The sequence below is a fragment of the Prevotella illustrans genome, from assembly GCF_017426725.1.
Classification (GTDB): domain Bacteria; phylum Bacteroidota; class Bacteroidia; order Bacteroidales; family Bacteroidaceae; genus Prevotella; species Prevotella illustrans.
Window position 1 is genome coordinate 17402 of the sequence record NZ_JAERMS010000032.1, and the last position, 19759, is coordinate 37160.

Annotated in this window: 12 protein-coding genes; 9 read left to right on the plus strand and 3 right to left on the minus strand. The window is 47.9% G+C overall.

Annotated elements, in window-relative coordinates:
* Positions 1-39: 39 nt before the first annotated feature.
* The 3 genes from JHU38_RS09360 to hflX are packed head-to-tail and all read right to left on the minus strand — an operon-like array spanning position 40 to position 6097.
* On the minus strand, positions 40-2946 hold the full coding sequence (locus tag JHU38_RS09360) for a M16 family metallopeptidase (protein WP_232369911.1): 2907 nt from the start codon (positions 2944-2946) through the stop codon (positions 40-42).
* 16 nt (positions 2947-2962) lie between these two features.
* Positions 2963-4807 carry a DUF4954 family protein gene (locus JHU38_RS09365; RefSeq protein ID WP_107581101.1) on the minus strand — a complete coding sequence of 615 codons (1845 nt, stop codon included), beginning with the start codon at positions 4805-4807 and terminating at the stop codon, positions 2963-2965.
* Positions 4808-4846: 39 nt separating this feature from the next.
* Entirely contained in the window at positions 4847-6097 is a 1251-nt protein-coding gene (gene hflX, locus JHU38_RS09370) for a GTPase HflX (RefSeq protein WP_107581100.1), read from the minus strand.
* A 230-nt stretch (positions 6098-6327) separates the two neighbouring features.
* Here hflX and nagB point away from each other — a divergent pair, with 230 nt between their 5' ends.
* The 9 genes from nagB (at position 6328) to JHU38_RS09415 (ending at position 19316) form a co-directional block, all read left to right on the plus strand.
* On the plus strand, positions 6328-7119 hold the full coding sequence (gene nagB / locus JHU38_RS09375; protein WP_107581099.1) for a glucosamine-6-phosphate deaminase: 792 nt from the start codon (positions 6328-6330) through the stop codon (positions 7117-7119).
* 41 nt (positions 7120-7160) lie between these two features.
* A complete protein-coding gene (locus tag JHU38_RS09380) occupies positions 7161-9152 on the plus strand; it encodes a glucosamine-6-phosphate deaminase (RefSeq protein ID WP_107581098.1) in 1992 nt (663 codons plus the stop codon).
* 689 nt (positions 9153-9841) lie between these two features.
* Complete coding sequence (locus tag JHU38_RS09385) at positions 9842-12538, plus strand: 3'-5' exonuclease (RefSeq protein ID WP_107581097.1); 2697 nt, start codon at positions 9842-9844, stop codon at positions 12536-12538.
* A 41-nt stretch (positions 12539-12579) separates the two neighbouring features.
* Complete coding sequence (locus tag JHU38_RS09390) at positions 12580-13353, plus strand: head GIN domain-containing protein (RefSeq protein ID WP_107581096.1); 774 nt, start codon at positions 12580-12582, stop codon at positions 13351-13353.
* A 99-nt stretch (positions 13354-13452) separates the two neighbouring features.
* Positions 13453-14178 (plus strand): sugar phosphate nucleotidyltransferase, encoded by a 726-nt coding sequence (locus JHU38_RS09395; RefSeq protein ID WP_107581095.1) that lies wholly within the window; start codon positions 13453-13455, stop codon positions 14176-14178.
* Positions 14175-14963, plus strand: a complete 789-nt coding sequence (locus JHU38_RS09400) for an ATP-grasp domain-containing protein (protein ID WP_107581094.1) — start codon at positions 14175-14177, stop codon at positions 14961-14963. Before JHU38_RS09395 ends, JHU38_RS09400 begins: the two co-directional genes overlap by 4 nt.
* A gap of 35 nt (positions 14964-14998) precedes the next feature.
* Positions 14999-15952: a CDP-alcohol phosphatidyltransferase family protein gene (locus JHU38_RS09405; RefSeq protein ID WP_107582292.1), complete on the plus strand. Its 954-nt coding sequence runs from the start codon at positions 14999-15001 to the stop codon at positions 15950-15952.
* Positions 15949-16656, plus strand: a complete 708-nt coding sequence (locus JHU38_RS09410) for an HAD family hydrolase (RefSeq protein ID WP_107581093.1) — start codon at positions 15949-15951, stop codon at positions 16654-16656. The genes JHU38_RS09405 and JHU38_RS09410 overlap by 4 nt, the downstream gene beginning before the upstream one ends.
* Before the next feature lie 59 nt (positions 16657-16715).
* Positions 16716-19316: a DUF5686 and carboxypeptidase-like regulatory domain-containing protein gene (locus tag JHU38_RS09415; RefSeq protein WP_107582291.1), complete on the plus strand. Its 2601-nt coding sequence runs from the start codon at positions 16716-16718 to the stop codon at positions 19314-19316.
* Positions 19317-19759 lie beyond the last annotated feature (443 nt).

A 19759-nucleotide genomic window follows, 5' to 3' on the forward strand; every position in this document is an offset into this window, starting at 1 on the left:
ATGTCGTTTCTTGGCCATCCGAACATGGTGGACGACCGTTTAGTAACCGAAGATTTCTTCTGTCGTAAGGCGCTTGACGGGGCCTAATTTCTCGAGCGTATTCATGTCGATACTCTTCTCGTCGCCGAGGATGATGTAGCGGTAGGGCTTGCGAGCGATGTTTCTCCGCTGGAAGTCGACGATATCTTGCAGGGTCAGCGTGGGCAACTTGGCGTACAGCTCCTGCGTATAGTCGTGAGTCAGGCCCAGCTGGCGGAGGAAGAGATAGCGGCTGATGACGTTGAACTTGGTCGTGCGCTCGCTCTGAATGCTCTTGATGAGACTCTGTTTGGCCAGCTCGAAGGCGGTTTCGTTCTGTGGCATATCGTCGAGAATCTCGTTGAACACCTTGACGCAGTCGGCCATCTTGTCGTTTTGAGAGATGATGTGGGTATAGAAACTCTCCGGCTGCGTCTTGTATTCGGGACGCAGATAGCGTGCGAAAGCGTTGTAGGCCAGGCCGCGGGTTTCGCGAAGTTCCTGAAATACGACCGTATTCATGCCGCCGCCGAAGTATTGATTGAAGAGTGTTTCTATCGGAGCCTTGGCCGGATTCCACAGAATGCCCTCGTTGTGATACTGGCGCATATAGATGTTTTTGGCCATATATGGCGCGATGATGACTTCGTTCTTGGGCGTCAGTTGTTCCTTATATGGCTTGGCTATGGGGTCTTTGGTCCAAACTTTGCCCACTTTGTGCTGTTGCAGGAGAAGGTCGCAAAGTTGTTTTTCGCTGTAGGGACCGTAGTAAAGCACGGTGTGGGCGTAGTTGCCGAGGCTTCCCGGCAGGGCGACGAGCTTCTGTGGGTCCATGGCCCGCAGCTGTTTCATCGTGAAATCGTTGCGTTGTGGGTTGTAGGGTCCATAAACGCCATAGTTCCAGAGCGCTTCAAAGTTTGATTTCTGATTGGTCTTGGCGTCCGTACGGCTCTTTTCGATGAGGTTACAGAACTGATTCCAGCTGTCTGTATCGGCCTTGGCGCCGTGCAAAACCTTCTCCAGCAGTCGCAAGGCCTTGGGCAGGTTCTCGTTCAAGCCGCTCAGCTGAATATTGATATTTTTTTTATCGGTGGATATCTTGTAGCTGCAGGCCAGCTTATAGAAGGCCTGTTTGATATCCGAAACCGTCATGTCGTTAGTTCCGATGAAGTCGAGATAGGCGCCGGCGTAGCTATAACGCAGGTCGGACTCATCGCCGAAGTTGTAGCGGAACACGAGTTTGAACAGGCCGTCGGTGGTGTTTTGCTTATATATATAGGGTAAGCCTTTCTTGACGTTGCCGAACGAAAGCTCCTTATTGAAGTCTATGAAGACGGGCTGAATGGGCTTCGTCTTCGACATGCGGATGTCGTTTAAGAACTTGCTTTCGTATTCACGGTTGGCCGGAATCGGCGTAATAGCCGGCTTTTCGATCTTTTTGAGCGTGCTGTCTTCGCCCATGCGCTTATAGACGCAGACAAAATTGTCGGCGCGAAGATTCTTTTGGGCGAAGTCGATAATGTCTTGTTTGGTCAGTTTGGCCTGCCGTTCCAGTTGCAAAGATTCGCTTTCCCAACTCTTGTCGTTGATAAACGCGTCAATCATCATGTCTACGCGGCTGCCGTTGTCATCCAGCGAACTGTAGAAACGCAGTTTCTTATTAGCAATGACGGCCGGTAGCAGGTCGTCGGAAAACGTTCCATGCCCCAGCTTCTCGATTTCTTTTAAGATAAGCGCACGTACATCCTCCAGTTTCTGCCCCTGCAATGGGACCCCCTGCACGATAAACGCCGTGTAGTCGTGCAACTCGTCGAGCATGGCGCCTACACCCTGGGTTTTCATCTGTTGGTTGATGTTGGTGTCGAAGAGACCGGCCTTGCCGTTGGAAAGCATGCTCTTGATGATGTCAAGCGTGTCGTTCTGCGCGTCGGCGGCACCCTTGAAGAGCCATGCCATCATCAGGTTTTCGGCGTCCTGGCCCACAACGCTTGAGTCTTTGGGCGCATTGATGGGTTTTTGAGCGGCAAATTCCGGCCGTGACAAGTCAGGGCTGGGCCGCCAGGAACCGAAATGTCGGTCGATGATAGCAATCACCCGGTCGGGCTCGAAGTCGCCGGCAAGCGCGATAGCCACATTGTTGGGCACGTAATAACGGCTGAAATACTTCTTGATATTGACGATAGAAGGATTCTTTAGATGTTCTTGTTCGCCGATGGTGGTCTGCGTTCCATAGGGATGCGTGGGCGTGAGAAGTTTCCACAGAGCCGCGTATTCCTTATCGGCGTCGCTTCCCATACTGATATTCTTCTCCTCATACACGGCTTCAAGTTCGGTATGGAAACCGCGAATCACCATATTCTGAAAACGGTCGCCTTGTATGCTCGCCCAGTTTTCTATCTCGTTGGAAGGTATGTTTTCGACGTAACAGGTCACGTCGTTGCTCGTGTAGGCGTTGCTGCCTTCGCTGCCGAGACTGGCCATGAGCTTGTCGTATTCATTGGGGATGTTGTAGCGGGCTGCTAATTGCGACACAGAGTCTATCTCATGATAGGCCTGCTTGCGTTGCAGCGGGTCGATGAGGGTGCGATAACGCTCATAGCGGCGCTCGATGTCGTCAAGATAGGGCTTTTCCCCGGTGTAGTCCGTCGTGCCGAACAGTTTCGTTCCCTTAAACATCAGGTGCTCCAGATAGTGAGCCAGCCCTGTTGTCTCAGCCGGATCGTTGCGTGAGCCCGTTTTTACGACGATGTTGGCTTGCACGCGCGGCTTTTCTTTATTTACGCTCATGTAAACCTTCAATCCGTTTGCAAGCGTGTAGACGCGTGTTTGTGTGGCGTCTCCCTTGACGACGGTGTACGGATAATCCTTGGCAATCGCTGTCGTAGTGAGTGCCAAAGCAGCAAAAAGAAATAATAGAGTCTTCTTCATTATGATGTTGAATGAATTAATTTTCAAAAACGATTTCATGATCCAGGCTTTCCATAAAGTCGTCCAAGACGGTCGGCTCTACGTCGCCCATCGCGTATTCCTTCTCGGCGTCCTTACGGATTTCGGCTATCCAAGCTCTCCGGGCGTTGATATAGTCTTCATGTATGCGTGCGATGTCATCGTCAGAAATCTCTTCCAGATGGTAATAGTCTAATATCAGTCGGTAAGTCCAGGCCCATTGGTAGTCGCGGTAGTGGTTGTTGATTTGTTCAAAGCGATGGAGTATACCATCGACCGTATCTATTTGTCCGCCTTTGATTTCCTCAAAGAGTCGTATTTCCTCGCTTTCGGGCAATAGTAAACCGGAGAGATCATTCCATTTTCCCAGCCCTATAGTCGATGTCGGTATGCTGAAAGTACCCCATTGCAATACCCGCTTCAAGACAGCACCCATGTAAATGCGTAGCGCGATGTCGTAGTATTTAATACCTTTCCGCAGTGATGACGCGTTGATGACGTACTCGTGATAGTTGTATGTGGAGACATTGTCGCCACTTGCTTCACGAAGTTTTTCCAATATATGCTTTCCTTCGATGATTTCACCTACCGAGAAAGGTGAGAGCCAATCGAAATTAACGATGCTTTTTTGGCAACCTTTGGGTCTGACGTCACGTTTCGGCCATTTACGGATATCCCGGTAGAGTCCCACCGTGGTGATATTACGCCCCGGAGAGAGATACATCGTGTCGCCGTAAGCCGTTAAATAAGAGAAAGGAAGATTGCGTGTGTCGGGATGATACATCAGCTTTCCGAAACAAACGCTGAATGTTCCGATGTTGGCAGGCATAAGTAGGTAGCAGCCGCTGGCCGTCTTGCAGCCTCGTTCGAGCATTCCGTAGTGCAGTGGCCCCATTTTATAAGCGTGATTGCTGAAGTTAGTGGCACTGCCCGCATTGTAAAATGAGAATTGACCGCCGATGAGTAAACTGCTCTTGTGGTGACTTGCCGTGAAAGGACCACAGAAAGCCGCGCACGCTTCGCCATTGCTCATATAGGAGTTGGCAAAGAACACGCTGGCTGCCGCGGTGAAACCATTTGCAATCTGGCAGGCTTCCCCTACAAAACAGTCTTGCATCTTGGCGCTGTTGATAATCGACGAGCCATAGCTGATGATGGAATTTTCGCAAATAACGCCTGTTCCAATAAAGACATTTGCCGTGCCGCTGCTCAGGATCGTGCAGTCGCTCAGCCGTGAAGCGCCGCTGATTTCGCAGTCATCCTCTATAATTGTATTCGTAATTTCTTTGGTATTGACAATCTTGACATTGTTCCCCAGCGTACCACGGTCGGGCTGGTTGCTGTAGATATTTTCGTTGATAAGCCGGCGAATGCAGTCTTTCAGTTCCTTGTCGTGCATGTGCTTCACCATGAAGGCGGCAAACTGGCTGTTTAAATCACGGAAACTGATGAGGTTGCCTTCACCAATCTCGTTGAGTACTGAAATCAGATTACCTTCGCCGTAGGTAGCTCCTTCGGTGGTTTCGAGTGTACATACGTTGCTGATATAGCAGTCGTCGCCAATCGTATAGTTGTTGATGTAGTTCCCGATGTTCTCTATCAGGCAATTATCTCCTATCTTCACGTTGCGGAGAGTGGCATTGTTAATGCCCGAATGCTTCATGAAGCCACGGCTCACTTCGATGTTCCTGTCGAAAGTACCTAATTCTATATTGCCATAGAACATGACCCGATGGAAATAATTAGGCCGAAAGTCCTCATCCACCATGATACGATTCCAGTCCTCTGCCCAGCAACTGTTGTCTTCCAGTATGCTGATTTCGCCGTCTGTAAGTTGTCTCATCTTTGTAGCCGATTATTTGATATACGCCCAAAAAGTCCGTTATTCATCCATTTGTGGATATAGAAAATCGTTATAAGGATATTTCTGAACATGGAGTTCACGCACTTTCTTGTATAATATATCCCTGAATTCTTCTATATTTTCCTTGTTCTTGGCCGAAATAAAAAGGCAGTTGTCGTTCAGTCGGGCCATCCAGGTACGTTTCAGCTGTTCCAAGTCAATATTTTCGCGGGTTTCCGGTGTCAAGTCGTCTTCCTCTTTTGCCACCCATTTGTAGTTGTCAATCTTGTTGAAAACAATCATGGTAGGCTTCTCACTGCATTCTAAATCTTTTAAGGTTTGGTCAACCACCTTGATTTGTTCTTCAAAATCGGGGTGCGAAATGTCGACAACATGTAGCAGCAGGTCGGCTTCACGCACCTCGTCAAGCGTTGATTTGAAAGATTCGACAAGGTCGGTAGGCAGCTTGCGGATAAATCCAACCGTGTCGGCCAGTAGGAACGGCAAGTTTTCAATGACCACCTTGCGCACCGTCGTGTCGAGCGTTGCGAAGAGTTTGTTCTCGGCAAACACCTCGCTCTTGGCCATCAGGTTCATAATCGTCGATTTTCCTACATTCGTGTAGCCCACAAGCGCCACCCGGATGAGACGCCCACGGTTCTTGCGCTGTGTCGTTTTCTGCTTATCAATCTCCACTAAGCGCTGTTTCAGTAGGGTAATGCGCTGCAAGATGATACGACGGTCCAATTCCAACTGGGTCTCACCCGGACCGCGGAGCCCTACCGATCCTTTGCCGCCACCCGATCCCGAGCCGCCGCCTTGGCGTTCCAGATGGGTCCAAAGGCGTTGCAGTCGGGGCAACATGTAGCGATATTGGGCCAGCTCTACCTGTGTTTTGGCGTTGGCAGTCTGTGCCCGCATGGCGAATATGTCTAATATAAGAGAGGTGCGATCCAGTATTTTTACTTGAAGTTCTTTTTCTATATTCCTAATTTGTTTAGCCGAAAGTTCATCATCAAAGATAACCATGCCAATCGGTTCGTCCTCTTCTTCGCACGCCTTGATGTATTGTTTAATCTCCTCAAGCTTTCCTTTCCCTACGTAAGTCACCTGACTTGGACCGTTTACCTTTTGCGTGAATCGTTTTATGGTGACGGCTCCGGCTGTGTCGGCCAGAAATTCCAGTTCGTCAAGATATTCTTTTGTCTTGGCCTCATCCTGCTCTTGTGTAATCAATCCTACAAGAACAGCCGTTTCGGCCTTGGCTTCGGATATTACAAATTCTTTCATTCTGAATTTCAACAATTTATTTTGTGTTACAAAAATACATCAAAAGAGGCATATCACAAAATAAAAATGTTGCTTTTATTGGCCATTGGTACTTTTTTGACATGCCTACTTTGCAATTGTTCGCACGGTAAGATTTAAAATCTTAATCATTTGAAATTTATTTTGCTTTTTTTGATAATCTTGCTATCTTTGTGACTTAATCAATTGTACTAACTTCATTAAAAGAAACCATGAGAGTAATTATTGAAAAAGATTACGCGCAGTTGTCCAAATGGGCGGCTGAACATGTGATTAAAAGAATTAATGAGTTCAAGCCCACTCCCGACCACAAGTTTGTTTTAGGACTGCCTACCGGCTCTTCGCCCGAGGGCATGTACAAAGCCTTGGTTGAGGCTTTCAAACAGGGGAGGGTAAGTTTTAAAAACGTTCTTACATTCAACATGGATGAGTATGTCGGACTTCCGGAAACCCATCCCGAAAGTTACCACTCGTTTATGGCCCGTAATCTCTTTGACCATATTGATTGTCCGAAAGAGAATATCCACATTCTGAATGGTAATGCCGAAGATCTTGAAGCCGAATGCGCCCACTATGAGCAGATGATCGTTGAAGCCGGTGGAATCGATTTGTTCCTCGGCGGTATCGGACCAGACGGTCATATCGCGTTCAACGAACCTTTCTCATCACTCACATCACGCACTCGCGTCAAAACATTGACCACCGATACCATCATTGCCAACAGCCGTTTCTTCGACAATGACGCGAATAAGGTTCCTAAGCATGCGCTGACTGTTGGCGTGGGAACCGTGATGGCGGCCAAGGAAGTTATGATTCTGGTTAACGGTCATCATAAGGCACGTGCCTTGCAGGCTGCCGTTGAGGGCCCCGTTACGCAAGCATGGACGATCAGCGCGTTGCAACAGCATCCGCACGCCATCATCGTGGCCGACGAACCTGCTACCGATGAGCTGAAAGTAGGTACTTATAAGTACTTTAAAGACATAGAGAAAGACAATCTCTAAGTCATCCCCAACAAAAATATCCCTAATAAAACATTAAATCAATGAGACTTCATTTAAGTTCAGAAATTGTTTTGAACAAAGTTCCTGAAGCATTCTACGCGCCCAAAACAGCTGTAGAACGCTCGGAGATCACGCGTATGGAGAAAATACCTACAGATATTTTCCCCAAGGTAGAAGATGGCGCGACTAATATTGCCGACGCTATCTGTAAAGAGATCAAGGCCAAGAGTCAACTCGGAAAGTACTGCGTGCTCGGCCTGGGAACGGGCCAATCGGTCTCTCCCATCTTCCAGGAACTGATCCAACGCTACGAAAAGAAGGAGATCAGTTTCAAGAATGTCATCGTATTCAACGCCTACGAGTATTTCCCGCTCAAAGCGGATAGCCAGCACAGTGCCTTGGCACAACTCAAAAGTCGTTTCCTTGACCATGTGGATATTCCCGAACAGAATGTCTATTCGCTTGATGGCACGGTAGCACAGGACACCGTTCAGGAGCAGTGCCGGCTTTTTGAAGAGCGCATTCAAACCTTCGGAGGTATCGATATCATGCTGCTTGGAATCGGGCGTATCGGCAATATCGCCACCAACGAACCGGGTAGTACACTCTCTTCGGTCGCTCGTCTCATCCTTATTGACGCCACCAGCCGTGAAGAGATGACGATGAGTTTCGGTTCACAGGAGCCCGTGCCTCCTTGTTCCATCACTTTAGGTATGGCCGATATCCTTGCCGCGCGCAAGATCTATCTGACTGCTTGGGGTGAAGAGAAGGCCGATATCATCAAGGCTACGGTCGAAGGACATATGAGTGACGCTATCCCGGCCAGCTTTCTGCAAAACCATAACGACGCTCACGTTATAGTCGATCTCTCGGCAGCCAGCAAGCTCACTCGTATCATCCATCCTTGGCTCGTAACGAGTTGTACATGGACCGATAAATTGACACGTGCGGCCCTCACATGGCTTTGCCAGATTACGAAGAAGCCAATCTTGAAGCTGACCAATAAAGACTATAACGAAAATGGTCTGAGCGAACTTTTGGCACTCTACGGTTCAGCCTACAATGCCAACATCAAGATTTTCAACGACCTGCAGCATACCATCACCGGATGGCCGGGTGGCAAACCCAATGCCGACGACACCTATCGTCCCGAGCGGGCTAAGCCGTTCCCCAAGCGTATTATCGTCTTTTCACCGCATCCTGACGATGATGTGATTTCAATGGGAGGCACCATTCAGCGCCTTGTAACGCAAGGTCATGATCTGCATGTGGCTTATCAAACGTCCGGCAACATTGCCGTTGGCGATGAAGAAGTGACACGTTTCATGCACTTTGTTAATGGTTTCAATCAGCTTTTCATGGATTCGAAAGATGAGACGATTGTAAAAATGTACAAGGATATCAAGTCTTTCTTAGCCACAAAGAAAGAGGGCGACATGGATAGCCAGGAGGTGAGAACTATCAAAGGGCTCATTCGTCGTGGCGAGGCCCGCACGGCTTGTACGTTTAATAACATTCCTTTAGACCATGTTCATTTCCTTGATCTCCCATTCTATGAGAGCGGCAAGATAGAGAAGCTGCCCATGACCGAGAAGGATGTTGAGATTGTGCGTGCGTTGTTGCGGGAAGTGAAGCCTCATCAGATTTTCGTAGCCGGCGATTTGGCCGATCCTCACGGCACGCACCGCAAGTGCACCGACGCGGTGTTTGCGGCTATCGACCTCGAAAAAGAGGCCGGCGCCAAGTGGTTGAAGGATTGCCGCATTTGGATGTATCGCGGTGCCTGGGCCGAGTGGGAAATTGAGAACATCGAAATGTGCGTTCCAATGAGTCCCGAAGAGCTTCGTACCAAGCGCAACGCCATTCTGAAGCACAGTTCGCAGATGGAGAGCGCTCCTTTCTTGGGTAACGACGAGCGTCTGTTCTGGCAGCGTGCCGAAGATCGCAACCGTGGTACGGCTAAGCTGTATGACGATCTTGGCCTGGCCTGCTACGAGGCAATGGAAGCCTTCGTGGAGTATAAGCCTCTCTAAACGGCGGCATATTAATAATAAAAGAAGAATCACGGCAGATCGCATGATTTGCCGTGATTCTTCTTTTTTGTTTTTATCTCGTTCCGATTCCTTTTCTCTTTGAAACGGAACGTAATGAATGATTATTCCCATTAAAACACTCCGATACTCTGACAAAAAATTATCTCGCTACGACAGGAACAAAAAGATAACGTAAATTCGCACTTGGTACTTGACTTTATCGATTTGTTAATTTTTCAAATTTAATTTGACAAAACCTCTCAAATGCCGGCGTTATTCTCCGTCCGCTCTTCCATGGATGAAAATAACGCTGTTTTTCGTGATTTTATAACCGACTGATAATTAGCCGTTTATGCTTTTCGGGCCTCATAGCTATGCTTTTGGCTCTTAAAAGCATGGCTTTCGCGAGCCGATTGCTTAGCTTTGGGAAGGCCATCGCTGCTCTTTTGGCTTGCGAAAGCTTTATTCTTGTTTTTTCAAGTGCTTTTTTCGTCCGATAATACCGTTATGATATGCCTTAGCTTTTCTAAATGGTCGGTTCCCGAAGTGTTAAAAATAGGGTAAGAAACTTTACAAAACAGCCACGTTTGTCCTTCCTTTTAATATAATTACGACGCGATTTTAAAATAAAGTTGTATATTTGAGGCAGGAATTATACATTTATATAATACAGGCTATCAACTATCAATATGTTTCAGCCCGATACATTTCAACAACAAGTCATTGACGCTCAAAGCGGTTTTCACCTCGTTCTGGCTTCGCCGGGCTGCGGCAAGACGCAGATATTGTCGGAACGCATTCTTCGCGCGCGCGCCGCCGGCGTAGCTTATCGCGATATGCTGTGTCTCACATTTACCAACCGGGCGGCCCGAGGCATGCGCGATCGCATAGGACAGACCATCGGCCAGGACGAAATCAGTGAGCTGTTTATCGGTAACGTGCATCGTTTTTGCGCCAAGTATCTGTTCGACAACGGATTTGTGGCAGCCGATTCGTCCATCATCGACGATGAAGACGTCATCAGCATTATAGCCCGCTATACAGGCGAAGACGAGCTGGCTGTGACACAAAACGTGCGCCGTCGCCGGGAATATTCCACGATTATGCAGTTGTCGCATCTCATGTATCAGATAGATCAGGGCCATCCGCGCGGCTTGCGAGTTCACCCCGAATGTCTTGAAGGCAGCGATATAGAGGCGATGAAGGTGATCTGCCGTGTGCAGAAGATGGAGTTCACGGCTCAGACCATGCTCGATATCTATCGGCATGCTGACTTTTATCGCGACGCCGTGCGCAATGAGGGCTACGATATGGGGGAGCGCCAGACTATTCTTACTACGCTGCGTAAGTTTGGGTTGGCTTTTCAGTACGACGAATACAAACAGCAGAATCATCTGCTCGATTTCGAGGACCTGTTGATGAAGGCCTATAGCGAACTGAGCAAGGGCAGTGAAGCCAATCCGCACCATCCTTGGATTCAGGTAGATGAGGTGCAGGACCTGAATCCATTACAACTATCCATCATCGATTTGATTGGTCCACGGGCGGGACAGGCCGAGCCATCCGGCTGCGCCTTGTATCTGGGCGACTCGCAACAAGCCATCTTCTCTTTCATGGGCGCCAAACTGTCGACGCTCGACGTGCTTCGACAACGCTGTCAGGGACACATTCACTCTTTGCAGGTGAACCATCGTTCGCCCAAATATCTGCTTGACGTATTTAACACTTATGCCGAAGAAATTCTACGTATCGACGCTTCGCTCTTGCCGACGACTGACTATGAGCCTGTTACGATAGGCAATGAGCTTCAGATTGCGCCCTCAACGGTCATAGAAACGGAATATCTGGACGCCGCGCAGATTGTGGACCGTCTGTCGCATGACTTTCCCGACCAGACGACGGCGGTCATCGTGAATGCCAATCGCGACGCCGACCTCATCAGTCAGGCACTGCTGGAACGGCATTTGCCTCATTTCAAGGTATCGGGCGACGATATTTTTTCTTCTTTCGAGATGAAAACACTGTTATCACACCTCAATGTGCTGGCTGCGGAAACGAATTTCCTGGCCTGGACTCGCCTGTTGCGCGGGCTTCATGTATTTGAGTCGAATACGGCCGCACGTAATTTTGTCCGCTCATTGCTCAATCGGGCCATGCTTCCTTCCGACTTCCTGCTGTTTGACGACTCTACCTATGTGCGGCAATTTGTCAAAGCCTATGAACGGCAGACGGTCGTCATTTTCGATACGGAGACTACGGGACTCGACGTTTTTCATGACGATATCTTGCAGATAGCGGCGGTCAAGGTGCGTGACGGCAGGGTTGTGGAAGGTTCGGAATTCTGCGTTTATCTTCATACCGACCGTGAGATTCCCCGTATGTTGGGCGATATCGTCAATCCGATCATTGAGGAACGGAAGCGTCACGAACTGTTGAGTCCGACCGAAGCGTTGCGGCAATTCGCGGCGTATGCCGAGGGCGGCGTGCTGTTGGGGCATAATGCCGATTACGATTATCATATATTGGATTACAACCTACGGCGTTATCTGCCCGATTATAAGCTCGAAGAACACCATCCTACTTATTTCGATTCTTTGAAACTGGCCAGGTTGCTGATGCCGGGGTTGCCCGGTTATAAGCTGAAATACCTACTTCAGACTCTGCGTTTGGAAGGCGAAAATTCGCATTTGGCCGACGCCGATGTCAACGCTACGTGCGGTTTGGTGGAATATTGCTATCGAAAGGCAGTGGAGGTCATTCCCGCTCAGCAGGCTTTTATGGCCGAAAGGCGGGTCGCGACACGTGTGGAAATCTTGCGCAGAAACTATCGCAAGTGTTATCTGGCGGCACGTGGGCAACTCTATACGGTAGGCGTGGTTGAGGCTTTGCGGTCGTTCTACGATGGATTAATAGCCGAAGGACTCATGAACGAAGTCGGGAAGTTGCCATTGATACTGCGCTATTTGGAGCGTGACATGCTGGCCGATGAGGGCAACCGGCCGATGTTGACACAGCTGGCCAACCACCTTATTGAGATGAACACGCTGAAAGAGGCCGACCTTTGTGGCAGCGGTGCCGTGACCGACCGTGTCTTCGTGTCGACGATTCATAAGGCCAAGGGACTTGAATTTGACAATGTGATCATCTTCGATGCCATTGATGATCGTTATCCGAGCTACTTTAGCAAAGGTAATCCGCAGGCCATGGCCGAAGACGCGCGTAAGTTTTACGTGGCGATGACACGTGCCAAGCGGCGAGTGGTGGTCATGCAGAGCACCGTGCGTATGGATTATCGTACACGTCAGCCCATTGAGCGCCATCTGACACCTTTCATGCGCCCATTGCTGAAATATTTTTCTTATCTGCAACTTTCTGACAACGTATGACGTCTACTTATATAGAATAAAATAATTAAATACTCTGACAGATGAAGAAGATATTATTAACTTGCTTAGGCATAGGTTGTTTTATGGTTTGTATGGGTGTGGGGCGTTCTTTTGTTAACGATTATGGTTTTAAAAAGGCTCCTCGCGTCGTCCGTAAGATTGGATTGAAGAATTTTGACAAGATAGCGCTGGCCGCAGCTTACGATGTTATTTATACGCAGGGCAACGACTATTCCATTCAAGTGATCGGTCCGGAGAAGAATGTTAAGCTGGCGAGTTTTGAAGTGAATGGTGGCACGCTGACTATACGGGCTAAGCGTAACATCGCGTCTTCTTTTCATTTTGGCTTCTCAGGCAGTACTGACAATGTGGTCATTAAGATAACGAGTCCTGATCTGATTGCCGCGACGGTTACCGGTTCGGGGTCGTTTAAGGCCCCACGGCGGGTTGATACCGACAACCTTGTATTGACACTGACAGGTAGTGGCGACATGCTGTTCAACGATGTTATTTGTGACAACTATTCAGCCAAGCTTACGGGCAGTGGCGATTTGGATATAAAGAAAATCGTTGCTCAAACGGCGGTTCTCAGTGTCTTGGGTAGTGGCGATTTGGAGGTCAGTCAGTATAATGTGAGAAAGACCAAGGCCAGTTTGCGTGGCAGTGGCGATTTGGATTTGGTTTGCCATGATTGCGGTGTGTTGAATGCCGAACTTACCGGTAGCGGTGATATCTCGCTGAAAGGCAGCGTGCAGAATGTCGTTAAAAATGTGCGTGGTTCAGGTGATATTTCCGACGCGACAACGCGTAAGTAGGCGATATACGGCGTGAAAACCAAAATAAGCCTAAATAGTTTTCTGCTTCCAAAAATAATACGTAACTTTGCCATGTTTTCGAAAGTAACGTAGCATTTAATGAAATTCGCGATTATTGCGGCGGGCGAAGGATCGAGATTGGCTCAGGAAGGTATAGAATCGCCCAAACCTCTGGTAAAGGTTCAGGAAGAATATCTTATCGACAGGCTTATTCGAATCTTTGTTGAGAACGACGCAGAAGAAATAGTTGTTATATGCAATGACCGTACGACTTTGGTCAGCAGGCATTTAATGGATATGGAAGAGGACGGCTTGCATGGCCGTCCTGTTCCTTTGCGTTTTGAGGTAAAGAGTACTCCCAGCTCCATGCACAGCTTCTTTGAACTGAGTCGGTATCTTCAAGGTGGTCCGTTTGTGTTGACGACCGTTGATACCATATTTAAAGAAGACGAATTTAAGACTTATATTGCTTCATTCCGTCAGGCTGTCAGCGAAGGTTTCGATGGTCTGATGGGTGTTACCGATTATATTGATGATGAAAAACCGCTCTATGTCGGAACCTCCGGTATGGATATAACCGGTTTTTACGATGATAATACGGCTGCGTGTAGGTATATTTCCGGCGGTATTTACGGACTGACAGCGACGGCCATTGAAACTTTGCAAGCCTGTATGGAGCGCGGCGAGAGCAGAATGCGTAATTTTCAGCGGGCTTTAATTCGTGACGGGCGCAAGCTCAAGGCCTTTGCGTTCAGTAAAATCATGGACGTTGATCATGCCGTTGATATCGTCAAGGCCGAGTCTTTTTTGCGTGAAGGAGTATGAGAATCATCGCCGTGCAGCGTGACGAAAGGTTCTCGCCCAATTCTGTTACGAAAGACAAAGCCATATTGCAAGCAGTTTGTGAGCGAATGGAACGGCAAGGAGCCGCTGTTCGGATGTTGTCAGAGTTGGAATTGACAGCTGATGACCACGCCGATTTGTACCTCTCCATGGCTCGTTCGGCAGAGGCATTGAAGCTTTTGATGGAAAAGGAGTCGGCCGGCGCTAAAGTTCTCAATTCTGCTTTTGGCGTGAATCGTTGTAACAGAAGCCGTCTGACCGAGTTGATGTTGCGGAATGACATTCCCATACCTCCGACAGAAGGCGATTACGGCTTTTGGTTGAAGCGCGGCGATCAGGCTGCCCAATCACCATCAGACGTCGTTTTTTGTGAGAATCAGGCTTCTTTGTTAGCTATGCAGTCAGCTTTCGTTGCCCGTGGCATTGATAATTGGGTGGTACAGGCTCACGTTCCCGGCGATTTAGTAAAGTTTTATGCCGTGCATGGTAGCTTTTTCCGTTACTTTTATCCGAGTGATGATGGCATTTCTAAGTTTGGTGACGAAGTGAGAAACGGCATAGCCCGGCATTATCCGTTTGATGGGAACCTGTTGCGGCGAACTGCCGATGCTGTCTCGGAACAGGTTGGAGTGCCTATTTACGGTGGTGATGCCATCGTGAAAGAAGACGGTAGTTTCTGTTTGATAGATTTCAACGATTGGCCCAGCTATTCTCGTTGTCAGTCGGAAGCGGCCGATGCCATCTGCGGTTTGATAAATAAGAAATAATTAAGATAGCTTTCATAAGGCGTTGTTATAGTATGATGAATAATTTTAAGGAGCTGTTGCAAGCTTCCTTTAAATCAAATGATACGGAAGAGTGGCTGGATGTGCATTTCACCCGGCCTATAGGATTGGCCTTTGCCTTGTTTTGGAACAAGTTTGACGTGCACCCTAATGTGATAACTATTATCTCTATATTCTTGGGAATGGGTGCAGGCTGGATGTTCCATTACCCGGATTTGCAGTCCAATCTGTGGGGAGTAATTCTGTTGATGTTTGCTAATTTCTGTGATTCTACCGACGGTCAGATGGCGCGGTTGACCGGTAAGAAGACCCTTATGGGCCGTATGCTCGATGGTTTTTCGGGCGATGTGTGGTTTGCGTGCATTTATGTCGCCATTTGTGTGCGACTGATGGACGAGCCTATGCCCTTCATAGATCGGGCATGGGGTGTTTGGATTTGGGTGTTATGTAGCATTGCGGGGTTCTTTTGTCATTCCCGGCAGAGTTCTTTGGCCGATTATTACCGACAGATTCATCTTTTTTTCTTGAAAGGAAAGGCCGGGAGCGAACTCGATAGTTATGCCTGTCAGAAGGAAAAACTGGAGAGTCTGCCCGCTCGTGGCGCATTTTGGGAGCGTATTTTTTACACTAATTATGCGCGTTATTGCAAAAGTCAGGAAGCTCGTACACCGGCTTTCCAGAAGCTGAAAGAGGCTTTGCTCACTTATAAGGAAGGTAAACAAGCAGCCAATGACTATATTCGCGAAGACTTTTTGGCCGGTAGCCGGCCGCTCATGAGCTATACCAATTTGCTCACTTTTAATCTGCGAGCCATCGTTTGTTACCTCTCTTGTTTACTCAATCAACCTTGGATTTATCCGCTTTTCGAAATAACGGTCATGCAGTTGATGGCCATTTATATGCATCGGCAGCATGAACAGTTATGTGTCAGCATGCTCGAAAAGATAGAAAAGAAAGCAGAAGCATTATGATAGAAGGATATATTTTTGATTACGGTGCCACGCTCGATACGGCAGGGTGTCATTGGGGAAAGGTGCTATGGCATGCTTACCAGCGTCAGGGCGTTGCCGTGACGGAGTCGCAGTTTCGTGATGCTTATGTTTATGCTGAACGGGCGTTGGGTAATAATTTAATTATTAAGCCCGACTTTACTTTCCATAAGACTTTAGAGATTAAACTTCGGCTCGAAATGGAATATCTATGCCAGTATTGTTCCTGGCCTGCCGACGAAGCTTTATTTCATCAGAAGCATCTGGCTGTGCTGGAAGATGTTTACCGGAAGGTATTGGATATAACGGAATATAGCCGCGATGTGCTTGCTCAGTTACTGGCAAAGGGCAGGCCTTTGGTTCTTGTGAGCAATTTTTATGGCAATGTCAATGCGGTTCTGAAAGAGTTTCAGTTTGACTCCATGTTTGTAGACGTCATAGAATCAGCCTCCGTTGGGATTCGAAAACCTGACGCACGCATTTTCAAATTGGGCCTCGACGCTTTGGGATTGAAGGCCGAAAACGTACTCGTTACGGGCGACAGCTTTTATAAAGACATACAACCGGCCAAGCAAATAGGTTGCAAGACAGCCTGGTTTAAGGGTGAAGGGTGGACCGATAAGCAGTATGATGAATCGCTGCCGGATTACATTATCACCGATTTAAGCCAGATTTTAGATTTTTAAGTGTGCTCAAAGGAGCAGACACACACGATTTTCAGGCATTAGAAAGAATAGAGAAGGTTATGACGATCAAGCGGCTTCATATCATTATTTTATTGACAATGCTGTCGATGGCGGTGCGTGCCCAAATCTCGGGCGTCATTATCGACGCGGTCACGGGCGACACGCTGCTTTATCCAAGCGCGTCCTATAAAGGACATCACATCGCTGTGAGTGGCGACGCGACGGGACATTACAGTATAGCGCGCCACGAAGGCTGGGTGTTGACATTCAGCGCGGTGGGTTATCAGTCGAAGAATATAACGGTTACGGCCAAAACTCCACAGATTGTTAATATAAAGTTGAAGCCCGATACCAAAACGTTGGCAGAGGTAGTTGTAAAGCAGAAGCGTGGGAAATACAGCCGGAAGGACAATCCGGCCGTAGAGTTGATGAAACGGGTTGTGGCTGCCAAGAAGAAGACTGAGTTGGCCAACCATGACTATTATCAGTATAATAAGTATCAGAAAATCACTTTGGCCGTCAATGATATACAGCCATCGGACATTGACAGTGGCTTCTTCGCAAAGAAACAATGGCTGATTGACCAGATTGAAACGAGTCCTTACAACTATAAGTTGATATTACCGGTGTCGGTAGACGAGACCGTTACCCAGCATATCTATCGTAAAAATCCGAAGTCGGAGAAAGATATTATAATAGGAGAGCAAAGTTCAGGTGTCAATCAATTGCTGTCGACGGGCGACATTCTCAACACGGCATTGAAGGATGTTTTTACCGACATTGACCTGTATGATGATCAGATTCGCTTGCTCCAGTATCCTTTCACAAGTCCCATTGGCAAAAACGCGGTGGCATTCTATCGTTATTATATTCAGGATACGGTTTATGTAGATCGCGACTTGTGCTATCATCTTGAGTTTTTGCCTAATAACCAGCAGGATTTCGGTTTTCGGGGCGACTTGTATATCCTCGCCGATTCAACCTTGCATGTCAAGCGTTGTGAGCTGACGATCCCGCAACGAAGTGATGTCAACTTTGTAGAGAACCTGCATGTTACCCAGGAATACACGAAACTGCCGAATGGTGAGTGGGTACTTTCATTGGATGATATGATTGTGGAGATGAAAGTTGCCAGCTTTCTGTCCAAGGCGCTTGTCACCCGAACGACGCGTTTGACGGACTATGCCTTTGATATGCTTCCCAAACAGCTGTTTAAGGGCAAGGCCGTCAAACGCCGTGAGGCTAATGCCAATATGCGCGATGAAGCTTTTTGGAACCAGTATCGAACCGTCGAACTTACTAAAGGCGAGAGTGGGATGAATGCTTTCATTCACCGTATAGAGCAATTGAAAGGCTTCAAATATATTATTTTCGGCCTGAGAGCGTTGATAGAGAACTTTGTTGAGACCGGCGATCTCAATCATCCGAGCAAGTTTGACATTGGTCCTGTCAATACGGTGGTCACGTCTAATTTTATCGATAAGTTGCGTTTTCGTGTCAGCGGGCAGACCACGGCCAACCTGAACAAACATTGGTTCTTCTCCGGTTACGTGGCACGGGGTACACATAGCCGCAAGAATTATTACAAAGGCGACGTCACCTATTCGTTCAATAAGAAAGATTATCTGCCCCGCGAGTTTCCCAAGCGCACGCTCTCGTTCTCAAGTACATACGATGTGACGGCTCCGTCCGACAAGTTTGTCCATACGGATAAGGACAACGTCTTTACAGCCTTCAAGTGGGCGCCGGTCGATAAGATGATGTTTTATAATCGCCAGCTGCTTCAGTTTGATTACGAACAGGAGTGGGGCATGAAGACTACCTTGGAATTGAAGACGGAAGAAAACGAGGCGGCCGGCCGACTGTTCTTCCAACCGTTGAATGCTTCCGTAGATATAGCCCATAAAATCAATAGCCTTTCGCAATCGGAAGTCGGTGATTACATTCACAATGGCAAGATACGGACCACAGAGTTTACGCTCCAGTTTCAGCTGGCACCGGGCCGCACCTACATCAACACAAAGCAGCGTCGCATTCCGATGAATCTCGACGCGCCCGTCTTCACGCTCCGCCATACCGTCGGAATCAAAGGACTGTTGGGTGGCGACTATGCTTATAATTTCTCAGAAGGCAGTATCTACAAGCGATTCTGGATGAATTCGTGGGGCAAGATCGATACTTATATCAAGGCGGGAGCGCAGTGGAACAAAGTGCCTTATCCTTTATTGATCATGCCCGCGGCCAATTTGAGCTACATTGTCCAGGATGAAACATTCAATCTGATCAACAACATGGAGTTTCTGAACGACCGTTATGCCAGTTTGGATGTCAGTTGGGACATGAACGGCAAGATTCTCAACCGCATTCCCTTGCTCAAGAAGTTGAAATGGCGCGAGTATTTTGGCGTGAAATGCTTGTGGGGCATGTTGACCGACAAGAATAACCCAACGCTGGCCCGCAATGCCGGTGATCCTACCCTGATGGTATTTCCGGAAGGCTGCTACATAATGGATTCCAAAAGGCCCTACGTAGAACTGGTTGCCGGCGTCCATAACATCTTCAAGATTCTGCATGTAGAGTTTGTACATCGTTGCAATTACAGCTATCTGCCCATTGCCCATCGCAATGGCGTGCGCATGATGGTGCGTATGACATTCTGAAAACTACTCTGCGAAGAGCTAAGATTACTATCCGTTTATTATGCTTTATGCCGGATTCAGTTCGCTTTGAACCTCTGTAAGTTTCTGTTTTTCAATTCAGAAGAATCTTTACAAATGCCCGTTACTGCTTGCGTTATTTTCAAAAATAAATCAATCGGTCGCGAATAACGCGATTTTCGTGCGTTTTACAAACAGCTGATTATCAACATCTTGCGCTCAACCATCCTTTCAGAAGCTTATTTTCTCCCTCTATTTTGCCGCTCAATAGCAGCCTTTTTAGCCGCTGAAAGCATAGCAATAGGCGGCCAAAAGGGCTGCTTTGAGCTTGCGAAAGCATAGCGAACGGAAAAATAAAGGCCGCTCGGACTAATTCGGAACCGGTAAAACGCAATAGTGTCCTAAATAATTTTTGTGAAAACGCATATAAAGTTTCATCAAATCAT

Excerpts from the sequence above, each read along its gene's own strand:
- JHU38_RS09360 (WP_232369911.1), bottom strand. The coding sequence starts at position 2,946 with ATGAAGAAGACTCTATTATTTCTTTTTGCTGCTTTGGCACTCACTACG.
- JHU38_RS09365 (WP_107581101.1), bottom strand. The coding sequence starts at position 4,807 with ATGAGACAACTTACAGACGGCGAAATCAGCATACTGGAAGACAACAGT.
- hflX (WP_107581100.1), bottom strand. The coding sequence starts at position 6,097 with ATGAAAGAATTTGTAATATCCGAAGCCAAGGCCGAAACGGCTGTTCTT.
- nagB (WP_107581099.1), top strand. The coding sequence starts at position 6,328 with ATGAGAGTAATTATTGAAAAAGATTACGCGCAGTTGTCCAAATGGGCG.
- JHU38_RS09380 (WP_107581098.1), top strand. The coding sequence starts at position 7,161 with ATGAGACTTCATTTAAGTTCAGAAATTGTTTTGAACAAAGTTCCTGAA.
- JHU38_RS09385 (WP_107581097.1), top strand. The coding sequence starts at position 9,842 with ATGTTTCAGCCCGATACATTTCAACAACAAGTCATTGACGCTCAAAGC.
- JHU38_RS09390 (WP_107581096.1), top strand. The coding sequence starts at position 12,580 with ATGAAGAAGATATTATTAACTTGCTTAGGCATAGGTTGTTTTATGGTT.
- JHU38_RS09395 (WP_107581095.1), top strand. The coding sequence starts at position 13,453 with ATGAAATTCGCGATTATTGCGGCGGGCGAAGGATCGAGATTGGCTCAG.
- JHU38_RS09400 (WP_107581094.1), top strand. The coding sequence starts at position 14,175 with ATGAGAATCATCGCCGTGCAGCGTGACGAAAGGTTCTCGCCCAATTCT.
- JHU38_RS09405 (WP_107582292.1), top strand. The coding sequence starts at position 14,999 with ATGAATAATTTTAAGGAGCTGTTGCAAGCTTCCTTTAAATCAAATGAT.
- JHU38_RS09410 (WP_107581093.1), top strand. The coding sequence starts at position 15,949 with ATGATAGAAGGATATATTTTTGATTACGGTGCCACGCTCGATACGGCA.
- JHU38_RS09415 (WP_107582291.1), top strand. The coding sequence starts at position 16,716 with ATGACGATCAAGCGGCTTCATATCATTATTTTATTGACAATGCTGTCG.